Annotated in this window: 9 protein-coding genes; 5 read left to right on the top strand and 4 right to left on the bottom strand. The window is 73.3% G+C overall.

The genetic code is table 11. The features are described 5' to 3' along the window. Positions 1-156: 156 nt before the first annotated feature. Together ACH4S7_RS12070 and ACH4S7_RS12075 are read right to left on the bottom strand one after the other, a co-directional pair. Complete coding sequence (locus ACH4S7_RS12070; protein ID WP_398521024.1) at positions 157-2313, bottom strand: aKG-HExxH-type peptide beta-hydroxylase; 2157 nt, start codon at positions 2311-2313, stop codon at positions 157-159. Positions 2314-2315: 2 nt separating this feature from the next. After that, on the bottom strand, positions 2316-2522 hold the full coding sequence (locus ACH4S7_RS12075) for a hypothetical protein (protein WP_398521025.1): 207 nt from the start codon (positions 2520-2522) through the stop codon (positions 2316-2318). Positions 2523-2719: 197 nt separating this feature from the next. On the opposite strand from ACH4S7_RS12075, the gene ACH4S7_RS12080 reads away from it, so the two are divergent. Next, entirely contained in the window at positions 2720-3052 is a 333-nt protein-coding gene (locus ACH4S7_RS12080; protein ID WP_398521026.1) for a CU044_2847 family protein, read from the top strand. Positions 3053-3248: 196 nt separating this feature from the next. Continuing rightward, positions 3249-5492: an MMPL family transporter gene (locus ACH4S7_RS12085; RefSeq protein ID WP_398521027.1), complete on the top strand. Its 2244-nt coding sequence runs from the start codon at positions 3249-3251 to the stop codon at positions 5490-5492. 72 nt (positions 5493-5564) lie between these two features. Here ACH4S7_RS12085 and ACH4S7_RS12090 read toward each other — a convergent pair whose 3' ends face one another. Then, positions 5565-6665 carry a PucR family transcriptional regulator gene (locus tag ACH4S7_RS12090; protein ID WP_398521028.1) on the bottom strand — a complete coding sequence of 367 codons (1101 nt, stop codon included), beginning with the start codon at positions 6663-6665 and terminating at the stop codon, positions 5565-5567. A 212-nt stretch (positions 6666-6877) separates the two neighbouring features. Between ACH4S7_RS12090 and ACH4S7_RS12095 the strand changes: the two genes are divergently transcribed. The 3 genes from ACH4S7_RS12095 to ACH4S7_RS12105 all read left to right on the top strand — a co-directional run bounded on the left by ACH4S7_RS12095 (position 6878) and on the right by ACH4S7_RS12105 (position 15135). Continuing rightward, positions 6878-7459: a hypothetical protein gene (locus ACH4S7_RS12095; RefSeq protein ID WP_398521029.1), complete on the top strand. Its 582-nt coding sequence runs from the start codon at positions 6878-6880 to the stop codon at positions 7457-7459. A gap of 343 nt (positions 7460-7802) precedes the next feature. Further along, on the top strand, positions 7803-9902 hold the full coding sequence (locus tag ACH4S7_RS12100; protein ID WP_398521030.1) for an SPFH domain-containing protein: 2100 nt from the start codon (positions 7803-7805) through the stop codon (positions 9900-9902). Between the two features lie 127 nt (positions 9903-10029). Continuing rightward, the gene (locus tag ACH4S7_RS12105) at positions 10030-15135 is read left to right on the top strand and encodes a DNA repair ATPase (RefSeq protein ID WP_398521031.1); all 5106 of its coding nucleotides are present in this window, start codon (positions 10030-10032) and stop codon (positions 15133-15135) included. A 39-nt stretch (positions 15136-15174) separates the two neighbouring features. Here ACH4S7_RS12105 and ACH4S7_RS12110 read toward each other — a convergent pair whose 3' ends face one another. Continuing rightward, complete coding sequence (locus ACH4S7_RS12110; protein ID WP_398521032.1) at positions 15175-16221, bottom strand: helix-turn-helix domain-containing protein; 1047 nt, start codon at positions 16219-16221, stop codon at positions 15175-15177. Positions 16222-16280 lie beyond the last annotated feature (59 nt).

The raw sequence follows: 16280 nt of genomic DNA on the forward strand, positions 1-16280 counted from the left end.
TGGCGTGGCAGGTCGGGCCGGTCGTGGCAGGTCGGGCCGGTCGTGGCGTGGCAGGTCGGGCCGGTCGTGGCAGGTCGGGCCGGGCCAGGCCGGTCGTAGCGTGGCAGGTCGGGCCGTGGCGGTCGTGGCAGGTCGGGTCGTACGGTCCCGGGCTGCCTACGGGCCGGGCGCGGCATCGGCATCGACGGCAGCGTCGTCATCGGAGGCGGAGGCGGCGGCAGCGGCAGCGGCGGCGGGGCCCGGGGTGAGCAGCCAGGCCGCCAGCGCCCGCGCGTCCGGGGGCGCGCCACCCGCCGCGACGATCGCGCGATGGACCCCGGCCACCACCTCCGGGCGTTCGATCACCAGGGTCGCGGCCGGCCCCCTGCTCTCCTCCGGCAGGACGAGCGCCGCGCCGATCCACGCCTCCGCGTCATGGGGGTCCGCCGCCGTCCACCGCGCGTACTGCCGCAGGGCCCGTCCGGTCTCCCCCGCGACGGCGGCGCACTCCGCCCGCCGCACCCGGTCACCGGCCCGCCGCGCGCGCGGGAAGAGGTCGGGTGCTGACAGTCGGAGTCTCGCCAGCGGCCCGAGGGTGTCCGTCCTTATCGCGTCCAGCCGCGGGTGCGACACAGCGTCGGGCAGGACCGCCGCACCTCCGTCCCCCGGCCGCGGCGGCACGGCGTGGCCCGCGCGCCAGGCGGCGGCGAGCCGTTCGGCGTCGGCGGGGGCGATCTCCAGATGCCGGAGCCGCCAGACCGCGCGCCGGAAGGCGCAGTAGTGCGCCGCCACCCGGGCCGGTTCGGCCGGCACGTCCTCCTTCCGCCAGCCTCCGACCAGCGCGGCGATCTCCTCGGCGAAGAGTCGGCCGGCCGTGGTCAGCGCGTCGCCGGCCAGCAGGGCGGCGACACCCTCCGCCACCTGCTCCCGGAAGAGCGCGAACTCGAAGTGGGCGCGGAGCGCCTCGGGCCCGACCGCCTGCTCCCGGTGCAGCCGCCAGAAGCCCGCCACCCCGGCGAACGCGAAGACGCCGTGGAGCAGCCCGGACGGCGGCCGAGGATCACTGCGCCAGGGCGCGTACGACAGTGGGGGCGGCGCGACGGGCCCGTCCGGGCCGCTGGGCTCCCCCGCCGCACCCGACGCACCCGCCGCACCCGCCGCACGAGGCTCCCGGGGTTCCCGCAGCAGCGGCACCAGGTTGAGGAGCGCGTTGAGTTGTTGGTGGCGGGTCTCGTGCACCAGGACGGACGCGGTCTGGACCGCGTCGTACGGCAGGGAGGTGGCGATGGCCCCGAACGCGTCCGGCGATGACGAGCTGGCCACCAGCGCGCCCCGGAGCGCCGGGAGGGACCGCGGCACCAGGACGCCGACGAGTTCCCTGACCGCGGTGGCGTCCGCCGGGGACTCACGGCGGAGGAGCGTGTACGCGTCGGAGAGCCGGGACCGCCAGAGCCGTAATCGCCGCTCGCCCATGGGGGCGGGCGCGCGGGGCGCGACGGTGAAGTCCCGGTAGGGGGTCAGGGTGTCCATGCGCAGGACCGGCGTCTCCCAGCGGGGGTCCGGGGAGGCGATGAGGACCGGCAGCGGATGCCACTGCGCGTCCGGGGCGGGGGGCAGCGGCACCGGGAGCCCCTCCACGTCCGACACCGACACCGACACCGGCACCGACACCGGCACCGGCACCGGCACCGGGATCACGCTTCCGCCCCCGGCCGCCACCAGGAGCGCGGGTCCGCCCCCGGCCGATGAGACCCGGGCGAGCCGCAGCTCCGCGAGTTCCCCCCGGATGACCGCCCCCGTACACCCGACGTCGATCTCCGCCTCGCTCCACCGGCGCCGGGAGACGGCGCCCGCGATGCCCGAGCCCGGCAGCCAGACCATGCCCCGGTGCGCGGGCACCCGGACCACCGTCGGGATGCCCGCGTACAGCGACGCCGCGGCGGCCAGCGAGTGGAACTGTCCGATCTCCGCCCACAGCGGCGCCGACGGTGGGCGCGCCCCGGCGCCGTGCCGGCTCTTCAGCCGGCGCAGCAGCCGGAGCGCCCAGGACATGACCGACGGATCGGCGACGACCGCGTCGAGCGCCGCCGGATCGTGTTCCTGCACGGCGACCAGCGAACGCCACGCCGACTCGATGGACGGCGCCCGGACGCCGGGTCCGGTGCGCGGTGCCACGGTGTCGGCGTGGCTCAGCAGGGAGCGCAGCACGAGGAGCAGCCGGCTGCGCTGGGCGGCACGGAGGAGCCGTAACTCATCCGTGCCGGCCGTGCCGTTGGCGATGGACCGAAGCGATTCCTCCGTCAGCCGGTGGAAGGGTATTCGCTCGGCGCCCACCGTCACCGCTGCTTCGACCGGGGCCGGCGCAGCAGTCGCATTTCCTCGCTGTTGGCTTCGTCCTGTGCGGCGAAGGCGGCGGTTGCCCGGTGGTCCACCCAGGACAGCGACCGCCGCAGCGCGGGGTCTTCACTGGAATGGAGTTGCGCCAACGAGACCCCGGAGAGATCGACCAGATCGGAACAGAAGTCTTTCGCAGACCCTGCCATACCGTGGTTCCCCCTGACGTGATGATTCAGCGACTCGGAGTTCCGGTTCCGATTCCATGGTGGCCGCAATGGGCGTGAAGCGGAAGACGGTCACAGGTCATACGGTGTTCAGCCGGAGCCACGCTGACGGCTGGTCATCAAGGGTACAAACGGGGATAGTGTCGGCCTGTCGAGACGCCAGGGGGAAGGGCAGCCGAATGACACAGTTGTTGCGGTTCCAGTCCGAGGACGGCGGCGGTGCCGTCGTGGTGGAAGTGGCGGCGGACGAACCGGGCGTGGAGGCAGTCTCCCGCCTCGGGGATACGGTCGCCGAGGCGACCGCCGCCTTTGAGCAGGGCCTTGACCAGGTACGACACGCGGCAGCGGTGGCACTGGCCCGGCTGCGGGACATGCCGAGCCGCCCGGACGAGGTCAGTCTGGACTTCGGGATGCGGTTCAACGCGGAGCTGGGCGCGGTCATCGCCAAATCCGGCACCGAGGCACACTTTCACGTCACGATGACGTGGCGCGCGGAGCACCCCGCGCCGTAGTCCGGGCCGGCGCCCTCCGGCCGACCCCGGCCGGAGGGACGCGAGCCCCCCGACTTCACCGACATCACCCGTTCCCCCGCCCCGAGGTGCCGTACCCGACCGCCCGGCCTTCAATGCTGAGTGTCCGGTGCGTGCGCGAGGCGTGCGCGAGGCATGTCCGGTGTGGCCCCGGGCCTGGTCGGAAGGGCGAGTGCGGATGGCGAAGCCGACGTCCCCGAACGGCTCCGGAGAGCCCCAACGGCCCGGGGCGCTGCGCCGGACGGGTGAGTGGTGCGCACGGCACGCCGTCATGGTCGTCGTCGTCTGGCTGGTGGCCCTCGTCGGACTACAGGCCGTCCACCACTCCTACGGCGGGGACTACTCGGACGACTTCGCCCTCCCCGGCACCCAGTCGCAGGACGGCCTCGATGTGCTCCGCGCCCATGAGCCGAACGCGGGCGGCTACAGCGGTCAGGTGGTGCTGCGGGACGCGGCGGGACCGCTGACCGAGCAGAGCGGCCGGATTTCGACGGTCGTCGGCAGTCTCGGGAAGCTGCCGGAGGTCATCTCCGTCCAGAACCCGCTCTTGGCCCCGCCGACGCCGCCGGGCGCCCCGGACATCGGCCCGCTCTCCGCCGACGGCCGGACCGCCTCCATCGGAGTCACCTTCCGGGTGCAGCCCGCCACCCTCGGGCACGACTATCTCGACGGGGTGGACGCGGCAGTCGAACCGCTGCGCGCGGCGGGTGTCGAGGTGGAGTACGGGGGCCCGCTGGGCGAACTCGCCCGCCCCGAGACCGGCGACCACACCAGCGAGATCATCGGTTTCGCGGTGGCCATCGTGGTGCTGCTGATCGGGTTCGGCAGCGTGGTGGCGGCGCTGCTGCCGCTGGTGACCGCGTTGATCTGTGTCGTCTGCGGGCTGGCGCTGCTGGGGCTGCTCGCCGCCGCCTTCACCTTCGCCACCGTGTCGCCGACGCTGGCCACGATGATCGGGCTCGGGGTCGGGATCGACTACGCCCTCTTCCTGGTCACCCGGCACCGCCAGCATCTGATGGACGGCCGGGATCCGGTCACGGCGGCCGGCCGGGCCACCGCCACCAGCGGGCACGCGGTGCTGCTCTCCGGCGGCACGGTGATCATCGCGCTCTCCGGGCTCTGGGTCTCCGGGATCGGTTTCATCGGCAAGCTGGGTCTGGCCGCCGCCGTCACCGTGGTCACCGCCGTGCTCGGCGCGCTCACCCTCGTACCCGCCCTGCTGGGGCTGATCGGCCGGCACGTCGACCGGCTCCGGGTGCGGAAGCCGGTCGCCGAGACGGACGCCCGGCCCGGCGAGGAGGTCCAGGGCGGCTGGCACCGGTATGCGCTGCGGGTGCAGCGCCGCCCCTGGTGGTTCCTGGCCGGCGGCGTGGTGGTGCTGGCCGTGCTGGCGTTCCCACTGCTCTTCATCCGGCTCGGTCACATCGACGACGGCGCGGACCCCACGTCCTTCACCGACCGGCGCGCCTACGACCTCATGGCGTCGGCCTTCGGGCCCGGCTCCAACGGTCCGTTGACGGTGGTGATCGACCAGTCGGCCGTCCCGGTGGCGGACCGGGCGGCGCTGGCCGCCCAGGCGGGCAAGGAGCTGACGGGCGTGGTGGACGCCGCCGTGATCACCCCGCTGAAGCAGACGCCGGACGGCGCCGCGCTGGTCGGCACCGCGTACTCGGTCGCCGCCCCGCAGGACGCCGCGACCACCTCCCTGGTCAACCGGCTGACCGACGAAGTGCTGCCGGAAGCGGTCGCCGGCACCGCCGCGCGCGGCTATGTGACGGGCACGACCGCGGCGCAGGTCGACTTCCTCGACATCGTCTCCAGCCGGCTGCTCCTGATCATCGCGGTGGTGGTCGGGCTGGCCTTCCTGGTCATCCTGGTCGTCTTCCGGGGGCCACTGGTCGCGCTGAAGGCGGCCGTGCTCAATGTGCTGTCGATCGCCGCCTCGTACGGGGTGGTGGTCGCCGTCTTCCAGTGGGGCTGGGGCGGCCCGGCGCTGGGCGTTTCGGGCACCGTGCCGATCGAGAGCTATGTGCCGATGATGATGTTCGCCATCGTCTTCGGGCTGAGCATGGACTACGAGATCTTCCTGCTCTCCCGCATCCATGAGGCGTGGTTGCGGACCGGCGACCCGCGGGCGAGCGTGGCGCACGCCCTGGAGATCACCGCGCGGGTCATCACCTGTGCCGCGCTCATCATGGTCAGCGTCTTCGCGGCCTTCGTGATCAGCGACAACATCGTGGTGAAGATGCTGGGGCTCGGGCTGGCCGCGAGCGTGCTGATCGACGCGACGATCGTACGGCTGCTGCTGGTGCCCGCCATGATGACCCTGCTCGGCCGGTCCGCGTGGTGGACGCCCGGCTGGCTGGACCGGCTGCTGCCCCGACTGCACGCCGAGGGCGGCCCGCGGGAGAGGGCGGAGTAGACACCGGCCCGCGGGAGGCGGCCGGGGAAGCAGGGACCGGCCCGATTCAGGGGGAGCCCGGACCGGATCGCCTCAACCGCCTCCGGGGGAGCCCGCACCGGCCGAAGGACCCCCGTCCGGGCTGAGCGGCCAGCCCAGCAGCCGGGCCCCGATGAACGCCGTCTGAAGGGTGTAGCGGTGCACCGGATCGCCCGGGTCGGAACCGGTGAGCCGGCGGATACGGTCCAGGCGGTAGGTCATCGCCCGGACGCTCAGCGAGAGCCGCCGCGCCGCAGCCGCGGTGACACAGCCGGTGTCGAAGTAGGCGGCGAGCGTGTCCAACAGCGGCTGGGGGCCGCCCCGGGCCCCCCGCAGCGGTCCGAGGACGCTCTCCACCAGATCCGCCATCGCCTGCCGGTCGCGGGTGAGCACCGGATAGACCAGCAGGTCCGCCGCGTGCAGCACCGGATCGTCCAGGTCCATCCGGGTGGCCAGGTCGAGGGCGTTCAACGCCTCCTCGTACGAGTGGACGACCCCGCCGACACCCGGATGCGCCCGACCGATCGCGACCCGGCCGCCGTCGGTCGCCGCGTACGCGTGCTTGGCGAAGAAGCTCAGCACCTCGGACTGGTCGCTCGGCGCGATACAGATCAACCGCCCGTCCTTGGTGGTCAGCAGAATGCTCCGGTGACCGAACCGCGCGAGCAGCGCGGACTCGATCCGGCGCGCCATCGGATACCCGTCGTCGTACGGCTCCGACCCCTGGGCCACCGCCACCGCGTGGGCGTGCGAGAGCAGCAGGCCGAAGCGCTCCGCGCGCTGGGCGAGACGGCCGAGGTCACTGCGCCCGTACAGCAGATCGTCGATGAACTCGCGGCGGGCCGCCTCCTCGCGCCGGACGGCCAGCCGCTGTGCGCGCTCATGGCCTTCGGCGAGGGCGTCCACGGCCTGCTCCACCGCGGCGAGCAGCCGATCGGCGGCGGCACGGGACAGTTCGGGGCGGACGGACTGGGCGGCGGAGAGCTGGGCGCGGACCAGGGGGCGGAGACCGATGCCCGCCTCGGCCGCGCCCTCGCCGCGCTCCCGCAGCGACTCCAACTCGTCGCGCGTCAGGCGCCGGCCGGTCTCGCAGACATCCGCCAGGATCTCGGCATACCCGTCAAGATGCTCCTCGGATATCTCTCGTATCACCATGCCCACCCCCCGGTCTTAACGCTTCCTTGACGTATGACGAACGGCGGCGGTGGCGCGTTCCAGGGGCGGAGACCGGCATCAAGAACGCGTTAAGACTGCCGGGATACGGCAATGCGGGAAGCCCGTGACCTCGGCAAGGATGAGGGAAGTCGACGGGCGGCGGGGGCACACCCTGCCGGAGAGCGGAAAGCATCCTTGAGGGGGGATCAGTGATGACCGAGTTCCTCGCGGCCCTGGTCCGCTTCCCCACCGTGCTGTTCACCGCGGCCCTCGTGGTCGCCGTCGTCTTCTGGCTCCTGGTGCTCTGCGGAGTGGCCGCCGCCGACAGTTTCGACACCGACCTCGACACCGACGCACTGCACCTCGGCGGGGTGCCGGTCGCCGTCTCGGCCTCCCTGCTGATCGCACTGGCCTGGTTCCTCGGCCTGACGGGCTCCGTACTGCTGACTCATACGGGGTTCGACAGCGGTCTGCCGCGCGTACTGCTGCTGCCCGCCGCGCTCTGCTGCGCCTGGTGGCTGACCCGACGGCTCGTCCGGCCGCTCACCAAGCTCTTCCCCGACGAACCCGGGCCGTCCCGACAGGACTTCATCGGGCTGACCTGCGTCATCCGTACGGGACGGGTGGATGCGGTCTTCGGTCAGGCGGAGGTCAGGGCGCGGGACGGCTCCACCGCGGTCGTACAGGTGCGGCAGAACGACACCGATCCGCTCGCCGCGCTCACACTCGGCGGCACCGGGCTGCTGTACGCGTACGACGACGCGGGCGAATTCTTCTGGGTCGCGCCCTACTGACCATCCGCCGCTGACCACCCGCCGCTGACCACCCGCCGCTGACCACCCGCCGCTGAGCACTCACCACCGAGTGTCCGGTCAGCCAACGGGTGTTCCGCCGCCGAGTGCCCAAGCACGGACTGTCCGGTCACCAAGTCCCCGCGGCCGGTGCCCCGTGCCGAAGTCCGCCCCCGTCCGCCCGCGCTGCTTCCCCGATCACGCCCACACCGAGCGCGCCGCCCCGGTCCGACCGGACTCCCCGGCCGTCCCGGCACCGCCGGAGGGGCCACCCGTACTCATGCGCCCCGGCAACCGGCGACCCGCCACCCGCCGACGCGCTCCCACCCGCACGCCAGGAGAACTCATGGATGCCATCACCTGGGGCATCGGCGTACTCGCCGCCGTCGTCCTGCTCATCGTCGTCGCCCTGCTCCTGGCCGTCAGTCGGCTCTTCCGCAAGGTCGAACAGGGCAAGGCCCTCATCGTCTCCAAGACCCGGACGGTCGACGTCACCTTCACCGGCCAGGTCGTCCTGCCCGTCCTCCACAAGGCCGAGGTCATGGACATCTCGGTGAAGACCATCGAGATCTCCCGCACCGGCCGGGACGGGCTGATCTGCCAGGACAACATCCGCGCCGATATCCGGATCTCGTTCTTCGTCCGCGTCAACAAGACGGTCGAGGACGTCATCAAGGTCGCCCAGGCCATCGGCACGGCCCGCGCCAGCGACCAGGGCACGCTACAGGAGTTGTTCAACGCCAAGTTCTCGGAGGCGCTGAAGACGGTCGGCAAGCAGCTCGACTTCACCGATCTCTACACCAAGCGCGATGAGTTCCGGGACCGCATCATCCAGGTCATCGGCACCGATCTGAACGGCTACAGCCTGGAGGACGCGGCCATCGACCACCTGGAGCAGACGCCGCTCTCCCAGCTCGACAGCAACAACATCCTGGACGCCCAGGGCATCCGGAAGATCACCGAACTGACCGCCGTCGAACACGTCCGCACCAACGAGTTCCAGCGGCACGAGGAGAAGGAGATCACCCGGCAGAACGTCGACGCCCGGGAGGCCATCCTCGAACTGGAGCGGCGCCAGGCCGACGCCGAGATCAAGCAGCGGCGGGAGATCGAGACCGTACGGGCGCGGGAGGAGGCCGAGACCGCGCGGGTCGTCGAGGAGGAGCGGTTGCGGGCGCAGGCCGCGTTCCTGCGGACCGAGGAGCAGCTCGGGGTGCAGCGGGAGAACCAGAACCGTGAGATCGCCGTCGCCGCGAAGAACCGTGAGCGGGTGATCGCCGTCGAGACCGAGCGCATCGAGAAGGACCGGCTGTTGGAGGTCATCGCCCGGGAGCGGGAGACCGGTCTGACCCGGATCTCCGCCGAGAAGGAGTTGGAGAGCGAGCGCCGCGAGATCGCCGAGGTCATTCGGGAGCGGGTGGCGGTGGACCGTACGGTCGCGGAGCAGGAGGAGTCCATCAAGCGGCTGCGGGCGGTCGAGGAGGCCGAGCGCGACCGGCAGTCCGTCGTCATCGCCGCCGAGGCCGCGGCGCAGGAACGGCTGGTCAAGGACATCAAGGCGGCCGAGGCCGCCGAGCAGGCTGCGGTGCACCGGGCGGCGGAGGAGCTGACCCTCGCCGAGGCCCGCGTCAAGGCCGCCGATATGGACGCCCGCGCCAGGACCCGGCTCGCCGAGGGCATCCAGGCGGAGGCCGCCGCCGAAGGGCTCGCGGCGGCACAGGTGCGGGAGCGGGAGGCCGACGCGACCGAGCGGGTGGGCCGCGCGGAGGCGGCGGCGACGGAGGCCCGGCTGACCGCCGAGGCCCGGGGGACCGCCGCCCGCCTCACGGCCGAGGCGGACGGCACCCGGGAGCAGGCCCTCGCGGACGCGACCGGCATCGGCGAGCGGCTCAAGGCGGAGGCCGCGGGACTCACCGAGAAGGCCGCCGCGATGGCGGCGCTGGACGACGCGTCCCGTACGCACGAGGAGTACCGGCTGCGGCTGGCGGCGGAGAAGGACATCCGGCTCGCCGATCTCGACACCCAGCGGCGGATCGCGGAGGCGCAGGCCACGGTGGTCGCCACCGGGCTGGAGAACGCCGACATCAGCATCGTCGGCGGCGAGTCCGTCTTCTTCGACCAGTTGGTGCGGTCGATCTCGCTCGGCAAGAGCGTCGACGGGTTCGTGGAGCACTCACGGACCGCGCAGAAGTTGGCGGGTCCCTGGCTGGACGGTTCGGCGTCGTTCACGGACGACCTGCGCGCGGTCCTCGGTTCGGTGTCCACGGCGGATGTGCGGAACCTGTCCGTCTCCGCGCTGCTGACGAAGTTGACGCGGGACGGCGGCGGCGATGCGGAGGCGCTCAAGCGGCTGCTGGCGGGCGCCGGCCACGAGCTGGCCGCCGACGCCCGTGCGACGGGCGTACCGGCCGCCGACGACCACATGAACGGCTCACCGGCCTCCTGAGGGGCCCTGGAGCCCCCGCTGGGGGGCCAGGAGGCCCGTCACCGAGCCGGGTGCCGGAGCTGCCGCGCGGGGGGCGGCAGCTCCGGCACCCCCACCCCCACCACCCGATCCCAGGGAGCCGATCGATATGGAGCATGGGACCCGCGCCGCGGACACCGCGACCGACCCGCGTACCGCCACGGACACGAGCCCGAGCACGAGCGCGGACACGAGCCCCAGCGCGGACACGAGCCCGAGCCCCAGCGCGGACACGAGCGCGAGCCCGGACCTGGCCACCACCCGCCCCGAAGCCGGCGGGACCACGAGCGCCCGCGGTGGCATCGACGCCGGGACCTACGAGGTGCTGCGCGACCGGCTGCACGACCGCGCCGCCGAACTGGCCCGCCGCGCCGAGGCCCTCGACACCGCCCGTACCGCCGCCTTCGGCGCCACCGAACTGGCGCTCACCGGCACCGGCACCCTCCGCACCCCGTCCCCCGGCGTCCCCCGCGACCTCGTCGCCGTCGGCGACGCCCTCCTCCTCGGCCGCGACCCCGCCACCGGTCTGACACCCGACACGACGCCCGCCGACGTCTTCACCCTCCACGACCGCGCCCTGCGCCCGCTCCCCGACGACGCCGTCCCCGGTCTGCTGGACGACCCCGCCTTCGGCGCCGAGTTCGCCGCGCTCTGCCGCTACTACCAGGGCGCGCGGCTGCTGCGGCTGCGCCTGGTCGACGGCAGACTGCTCGCCGTCTTCCGGACCGGCCGCACCGGCGAACAGGACACCCGGGTACTGCGCTGGACCCTCGAACCCGCCGTGCGGTTCCTCGACGCCCGGGGCGAACGGGACCACACCACCCCGCCCCCGTACGACATCGAGTGGACCGGGACGACCCGCGACGACCAGGTGCTCGGCCGCCACCCACACATCTCCGTCGACGGAGCGGTGTATGTCTCCACCGTCGGCGGCGCGCTGACGGTCAAGTTCGAGAACGACACCGAATCGCCCGCCGGGGTGCACAGCGAGCCCGTGGACGAGCCGCTCCAGTCGCTCGCCGACGCCGAGGTCGCCCATGCCCGGGTCGGGACCGCGCTGATCCTGCTGCGGGTCCGCCCGTACCGCGAAGAGGCGCCGCGCCATCTGGTCGTCAACACCCTGACCGGGACCGTGACCAGGCTGGACGGCATCGGCCGGGCCGCGCGCCGGCTCCCCGACGACGAGGGTGTCGTCTTCCCCGGCGGCTACTGCCTCGCCAGCGGTACCGTCCGGACCTTCGACGGCGCCACCCCCGACGGGCTGGACTTCGAACGGTCCGTCCGCTCGCCCGGCGGCGACGACGCCCTCTACGTCTTCCACTCCGGTGCCGAGGGCCGCAGCCTGCTGCTGTCGTACAACACCATCCGTAAGGAGGTCGCCACCCCGCTCGTCTGCCACGGCCACGCCCTCTTCGCCGACGGCACCCTGGCCGCCCTGCGCCGGCCCGTGTCCGACACGGAGGAACCGGCCCGCGCCCATCAGGTGCAGCTCTGGACCACCCCGTACGTCTCCGGGGCGCACCCGCCGACGGATGACGGCGGCCCGCTGGCCCGGATCGGCAACGCCGATCTCGTCCGGGGCATCTCCGACGCCCTGACCATCGCCCGGCAGGCCGTCGAGACCACCCCCACCACCGCCGTCTACCGGGCCCTCGTCGACCTCTGTGTCCGGGCCGGCGACCGCCACCACTGGCTGGGAGATCCGGCGGCGGGAGATCTGAGCGGGCCACTGGCGGAGGTGCGGGCCACCGCCGAACAGGTGCTGGCGGAGTTCGCGACCGTACAGACCCTGACCCGGGAGGCCGCCACCGCGCTCGCCGAGACGGCCCAGCAGATCGCGCGGCTGGTGCGGCGCGTCCGGGGCGAGACGCCCGCGACGGCGCCGGAGTGGGTGGCGCGGCTGACCGAACTCCGAACCGCCCACGGCCGGCTGCTGACCCTGCGCGAGCTGCGGTACGCGGACGTCGGCGCGGTGGACACCCTCGCCGCCGATGTCGAGAACGATCTGGCCGCCGCCGCGCGCCGGGCCGTCGCCTTCCTCCGCCGCCCAGACGCCTTCGCCTCCTACGGCGCGGAGACCGAACGGCTCGCCGCCCAGCCCGCCGAGAGCGTCGCCGACGTCCAGCGGCTCATCGGACGGCTGGACGAGCAGGCCGCCGGACTGCGGACGCTCGGCGAGGTCGTCACCGGGCTCGATATCGCCGACGCACCCGTCCGCACCGCCGTCCTGGAGCGGATCGCGGAGACCGTCGGGGGTGTCAACCGGGCCCGCGCGGACTTCCAGCGGCGCCGCCGCGAACTCCTCGACCGGGAGGGCCGGGCCGAGTTCGCGGCCGAGACGGCACTGCTGGCCCAGTCGATGACCGGGGCCCTGGCCGTCGCAGACACCCCGGAGACCTGTGAGACACAGCTCGCGGCCGTCCTGCTCCAACTGGAGAACCTGGAGTCGCGCTTCGCCGAGCACGATGACTTCCTGGCGGTGCTCACCGAGAAGCGCACCGAGGCGTACGAGGCGTTCTCGGCGCGCGGGCAGACCCTGGGGGACGCCCGCGCCCGGCGGGCGGAACGGCTCGCCGCCTCAGCCGGTCGGATACTGGCGGCGGTGACGCGGCGGGCGGCCACGCTGGCGAGCGCCGACGCGGTGAGCACCTGGTTCGCCTCCGACCCGATGGTGGTGAAGGTCCGTGCGACCGCCGTCGAACTGCGGTCCGCCGGTGACCCGGTGCGCGCGGCGGAGCTGGAGGGCCGGCTGACGGCGGCCCACCAGGAGGCGCGGCGGGCCCTGCGGGACCGCACGGAACTGTTCGCGGACGGCGGTGGCACGCTGCGCCTCGGGCGGCACCGGTTCGCGGTCACCACCCGGGCGACGGAGCTGACCCTCGTACCGCACGGCGACGGCATGGCCTTCGCCCTGACCGGCACCGACTACCGGGCCCCGGTCATGGATCCGGGGTTCGCCGCGACCCGCCCCTACTGGTCCCGGTCCCTGCCGTCGGAGTCCCCCGCCGTCTACCGCGCCGAACACCTCGCGGCCCGGCTGCTGGACGAGGCGGCGGCCGGCGCCGATGTGCTCGAACTGGTGCGGCGGGCGACGGAGTCGGCGTACGACGAGGGATATGAGCGGGGCGTCCATGACCATGACACGGTCGAGATCCTCCGGGTGGCGCTGCGGCTGCGCGCGGGGGCGGGGCTGCTGCGGCACCCGGCGGCGGCACGGGCGGCGGCACAGTTGTTCTGGGCGTACGGGACGGCACCGGGCGCGCGGGAGCGGTGGACGCGGGACGCGGAGTCGCTGGTACGGGCCCGGGAGATGTTCGGGACCGAGCCGGCCGGACTGGCGGGGCTACGGGCGGAGCTGACCGCCGCGCTGACCTCGTTCGCCGCCGCGCCGGGGCACCTCGCGCCGAGGCACGCCACGCCGGATCACGCCGCCTCGGATCAGCGCGCCTCGGATCACTCCGCGTCGGCGGCCTATCTGGTCGAGGAACTCGCCTCCGGGGGGCGGTTCATCACCGGGTCCCCGGCACGGGCGCTGCTGGCCAAGTTCCACCGGGCCATCGCAGTCGACCGGGCCACCCCCGACAGTTCCGCCACTCCCGACAGTTCCGCTGGTTCCGCGTCCGCCCCCGACTCCTATGGCTCCTGCGACTCCTACAACGATGGGTTCCGCGCTCATCTCGCGGCCGGCGACCACGCGTCGGCGCACCGGCTGGTGACGGGCTGGCTCACCTCGTACGTCCGGTCCGCGGGAGAGGACGTCGACCCCGGCGATCTGGCCGAGGCCGTCGCGATCGAACTCTGCCCGGAGCTGCCGCGCCGTCCGGTGGACGCACCGCTCAGCGGGACCGTCACGGGACTTCTCGGCGACCATCCCCGGGTCGTACGGGGTTCCCTGACGCTCCGGCTGGACGAGTTCCTCGCCCGGACCCGTGCGTTCGCCGACCGGGACGGTCCCGGCTTCCGGCACCACCAGAGGCTGCGCGGCGAGCTCGTCGCGGCCGAGCGCGCCCGGCTGCGACTGGACGAGTACCGGCCCGCCGTGATGTCGGCGTTCGTCCGCAACCAACTGGTGGACGAGGTGTATCTGCCGCTCGTCGGAGACAACCTCGCCCGGCAGCTCGGCGCGGCCGGACCCGAGCGGCGCACCGACAACAGCGGTCTGCTGCTGCTCGTCTCGCCGCCCGGGTACGGCAAGACGACGCTCATGGAGTACGTGGCCGAACGCCTCGGGCTGCTCCTGGTGAAGGTGGACGGACCGGCCCTGGGCACCGCCACCACCTCGCTCGACCCGGCCGAAGCGCCGAACGCCGCCGCCCGGCGCGAGATCGAGAAGGTGCGCTTCGCGCTGGCGGCGGGGAACAACGTGCTGCTCCATCTGGACGACATCCAGCATGTGTCACCGGAGCTGCTACAGAAGTTCATTCCGCTGTGCGACACGACCCGTACGCTCGACGGCCACGATCTGCGGGGCAAACGGTTCGCGGTCTCCATGGCCGGCAATCCGTACACCGAGTCGGGACAGCGGTTCCGCGTGCCGGACATGCTGGCGAACCGGGCCGATGTGTGGAATCTGGGCGAGGTGCTGACCGGCAGGGCGGACGCGTTCGCGCTCAGTTTCGTGGAGAACGCCCTGACGTCCCATCCGGTGCTGGCCCCGCTCGCCGCGCGGGACCGTGCCGATCTGGCGAGACTGGTACGGGTGGCCTCCGGCGACCGTGGCGCCCGGCCCGACCCCGGCGTCCTGCCCGCCGATTCGGAGCGGATCGTCGCCGTGCTCCGGCAGTTGCTGACGGCACGGGAGACGGTGCTCGCGGTCAACGCGGCCTACATCGCGTCGGCCGCCCGGACGGACGACAGCCGCACCGAGCCGCCGTTCCGGCTCCAGGGCTCGTACCGCGATATGAACAAGATCGTCCAGCGGCTCGATCCGGTGCTGAACGAAGCGGAGCTGGCCGCCGTGATCGACGATCATTACGCGGGCGAGGCCCAGACGCTGACCACCGGTGCCGAGGCCAATCTCCTCAAGCTGGCGGAGCTGCGCGGCACGCTGACCCCGGCCCAGACCGTCCGCTGGGCAGAGGTCAAGGCGGCATATATCAGGACTCAGGCACTGGGTGGGGAGGACACGGACGTGACGGCACGGGCGGTCGCGGCGTTGGGACTACTGGCGGAGCGGATCGCGGCGGTGGAGTCGGCGATCTCCCGGCGAAGCTGATGCGCACTTTCTGTCCACACCCTGTGGATATCTTTTCGCTCAGTGGAGTGGGCAGTCCCCCGGACCGGTACGCCCCACGGTGATCACCCCACGGTGAGCGGCCTGTAGACCCGCCTGGAAGCGGGTGCGGGCGCCCAACAGATCCATGATCCGGCGCATCCGCCGCTCGACCGTCCGCTGGGCAACCCCCAGCCGTCGCGCGATGGCCTGGTCGGTCAGCCCGGAGGCGGAGAGCGCCAACAGGTGCTCGTCGTCGCCCGACAGCTCCGGACAGCTCCGCTCGCCGCCGGGCCACAGCGGTACGGAGCGCTGCCAGAGCAGCTCATAGAGGCTGACCAACCCGTCCAGCAGCGCGGACGGGTGCAGGACGAGCGCATCCGTGGCCGGGGCCGGCTGCGGGGCGGGGGCCTCGCCGGGCGCCCGTACGAGGAAGACGAGCGCGACGCCGCGGTCCGCGATGACCAGCCGCAGCGGCACCTCCGCCAGCACCCGGCCCTCCTCGCCCCGCAGCGCCGACTCCCGGCAGAGCGCGAGCTCTTCGGGCGTCTCCAGCGCGCCATGACCGTAGATCGCGCGGCGCCGCACCTGCCGCTGGGACGGTAACGGCGGTACGGGGGCGGGCGGCCGGCCGAGGATCAGCAACTCCTCCCGGACGGCGCGGTGGAGCTGGCGGTAACGCCGGTCGATCGCCTCCGGGCCGCTCAAGGTCTGGACCGCGGGCGGCCCTGGTCCGTACCGGCGCGCGGCCGGGAACTCGGCGGTGAGCAAGGCGCCGGCCAGCCGGGCGCGTTCGATCTCCTCCCGGCGCTGGAGGGCGAGCAGCTCGACCGCCACCTCCGGGGGCGCCGGGGTGAACCGGACGGGACGACCCCGGACCCGGACCCGGGTGAGCATCCCGCGCTGCTCCAGGGAGCGGGCTCGGCGACGGACCCGGGCCGCGTCCCAGTGGGTGGCGGCGGTGAGTTCGGCGACGGTCGCACGGGGGTGGGTGAGCAGCGCGCGGTAGAGGAACTCGTCGTCGGCGGGGACGCCGAGGGCGGCCAGCCGGCGTCCGCCGCCGACCGCCGGGTCCCCGCTCTCCGTCATTCCGCCTCCTCAGCAGGTCGGTCGGGTACCGACCGTAGAGCGGTGACCCGGGAGAGGTA

The sequence above is a fragment of the Streptomyces sp. NPDC020965 genome (assembly GCF_044333555.1).
Classification (GTDB): domain Bacteria; phylum Actinomycetota; class Actinomycetes; order Streptomycetales; family Streptomycetaceae; genus Streptomyces.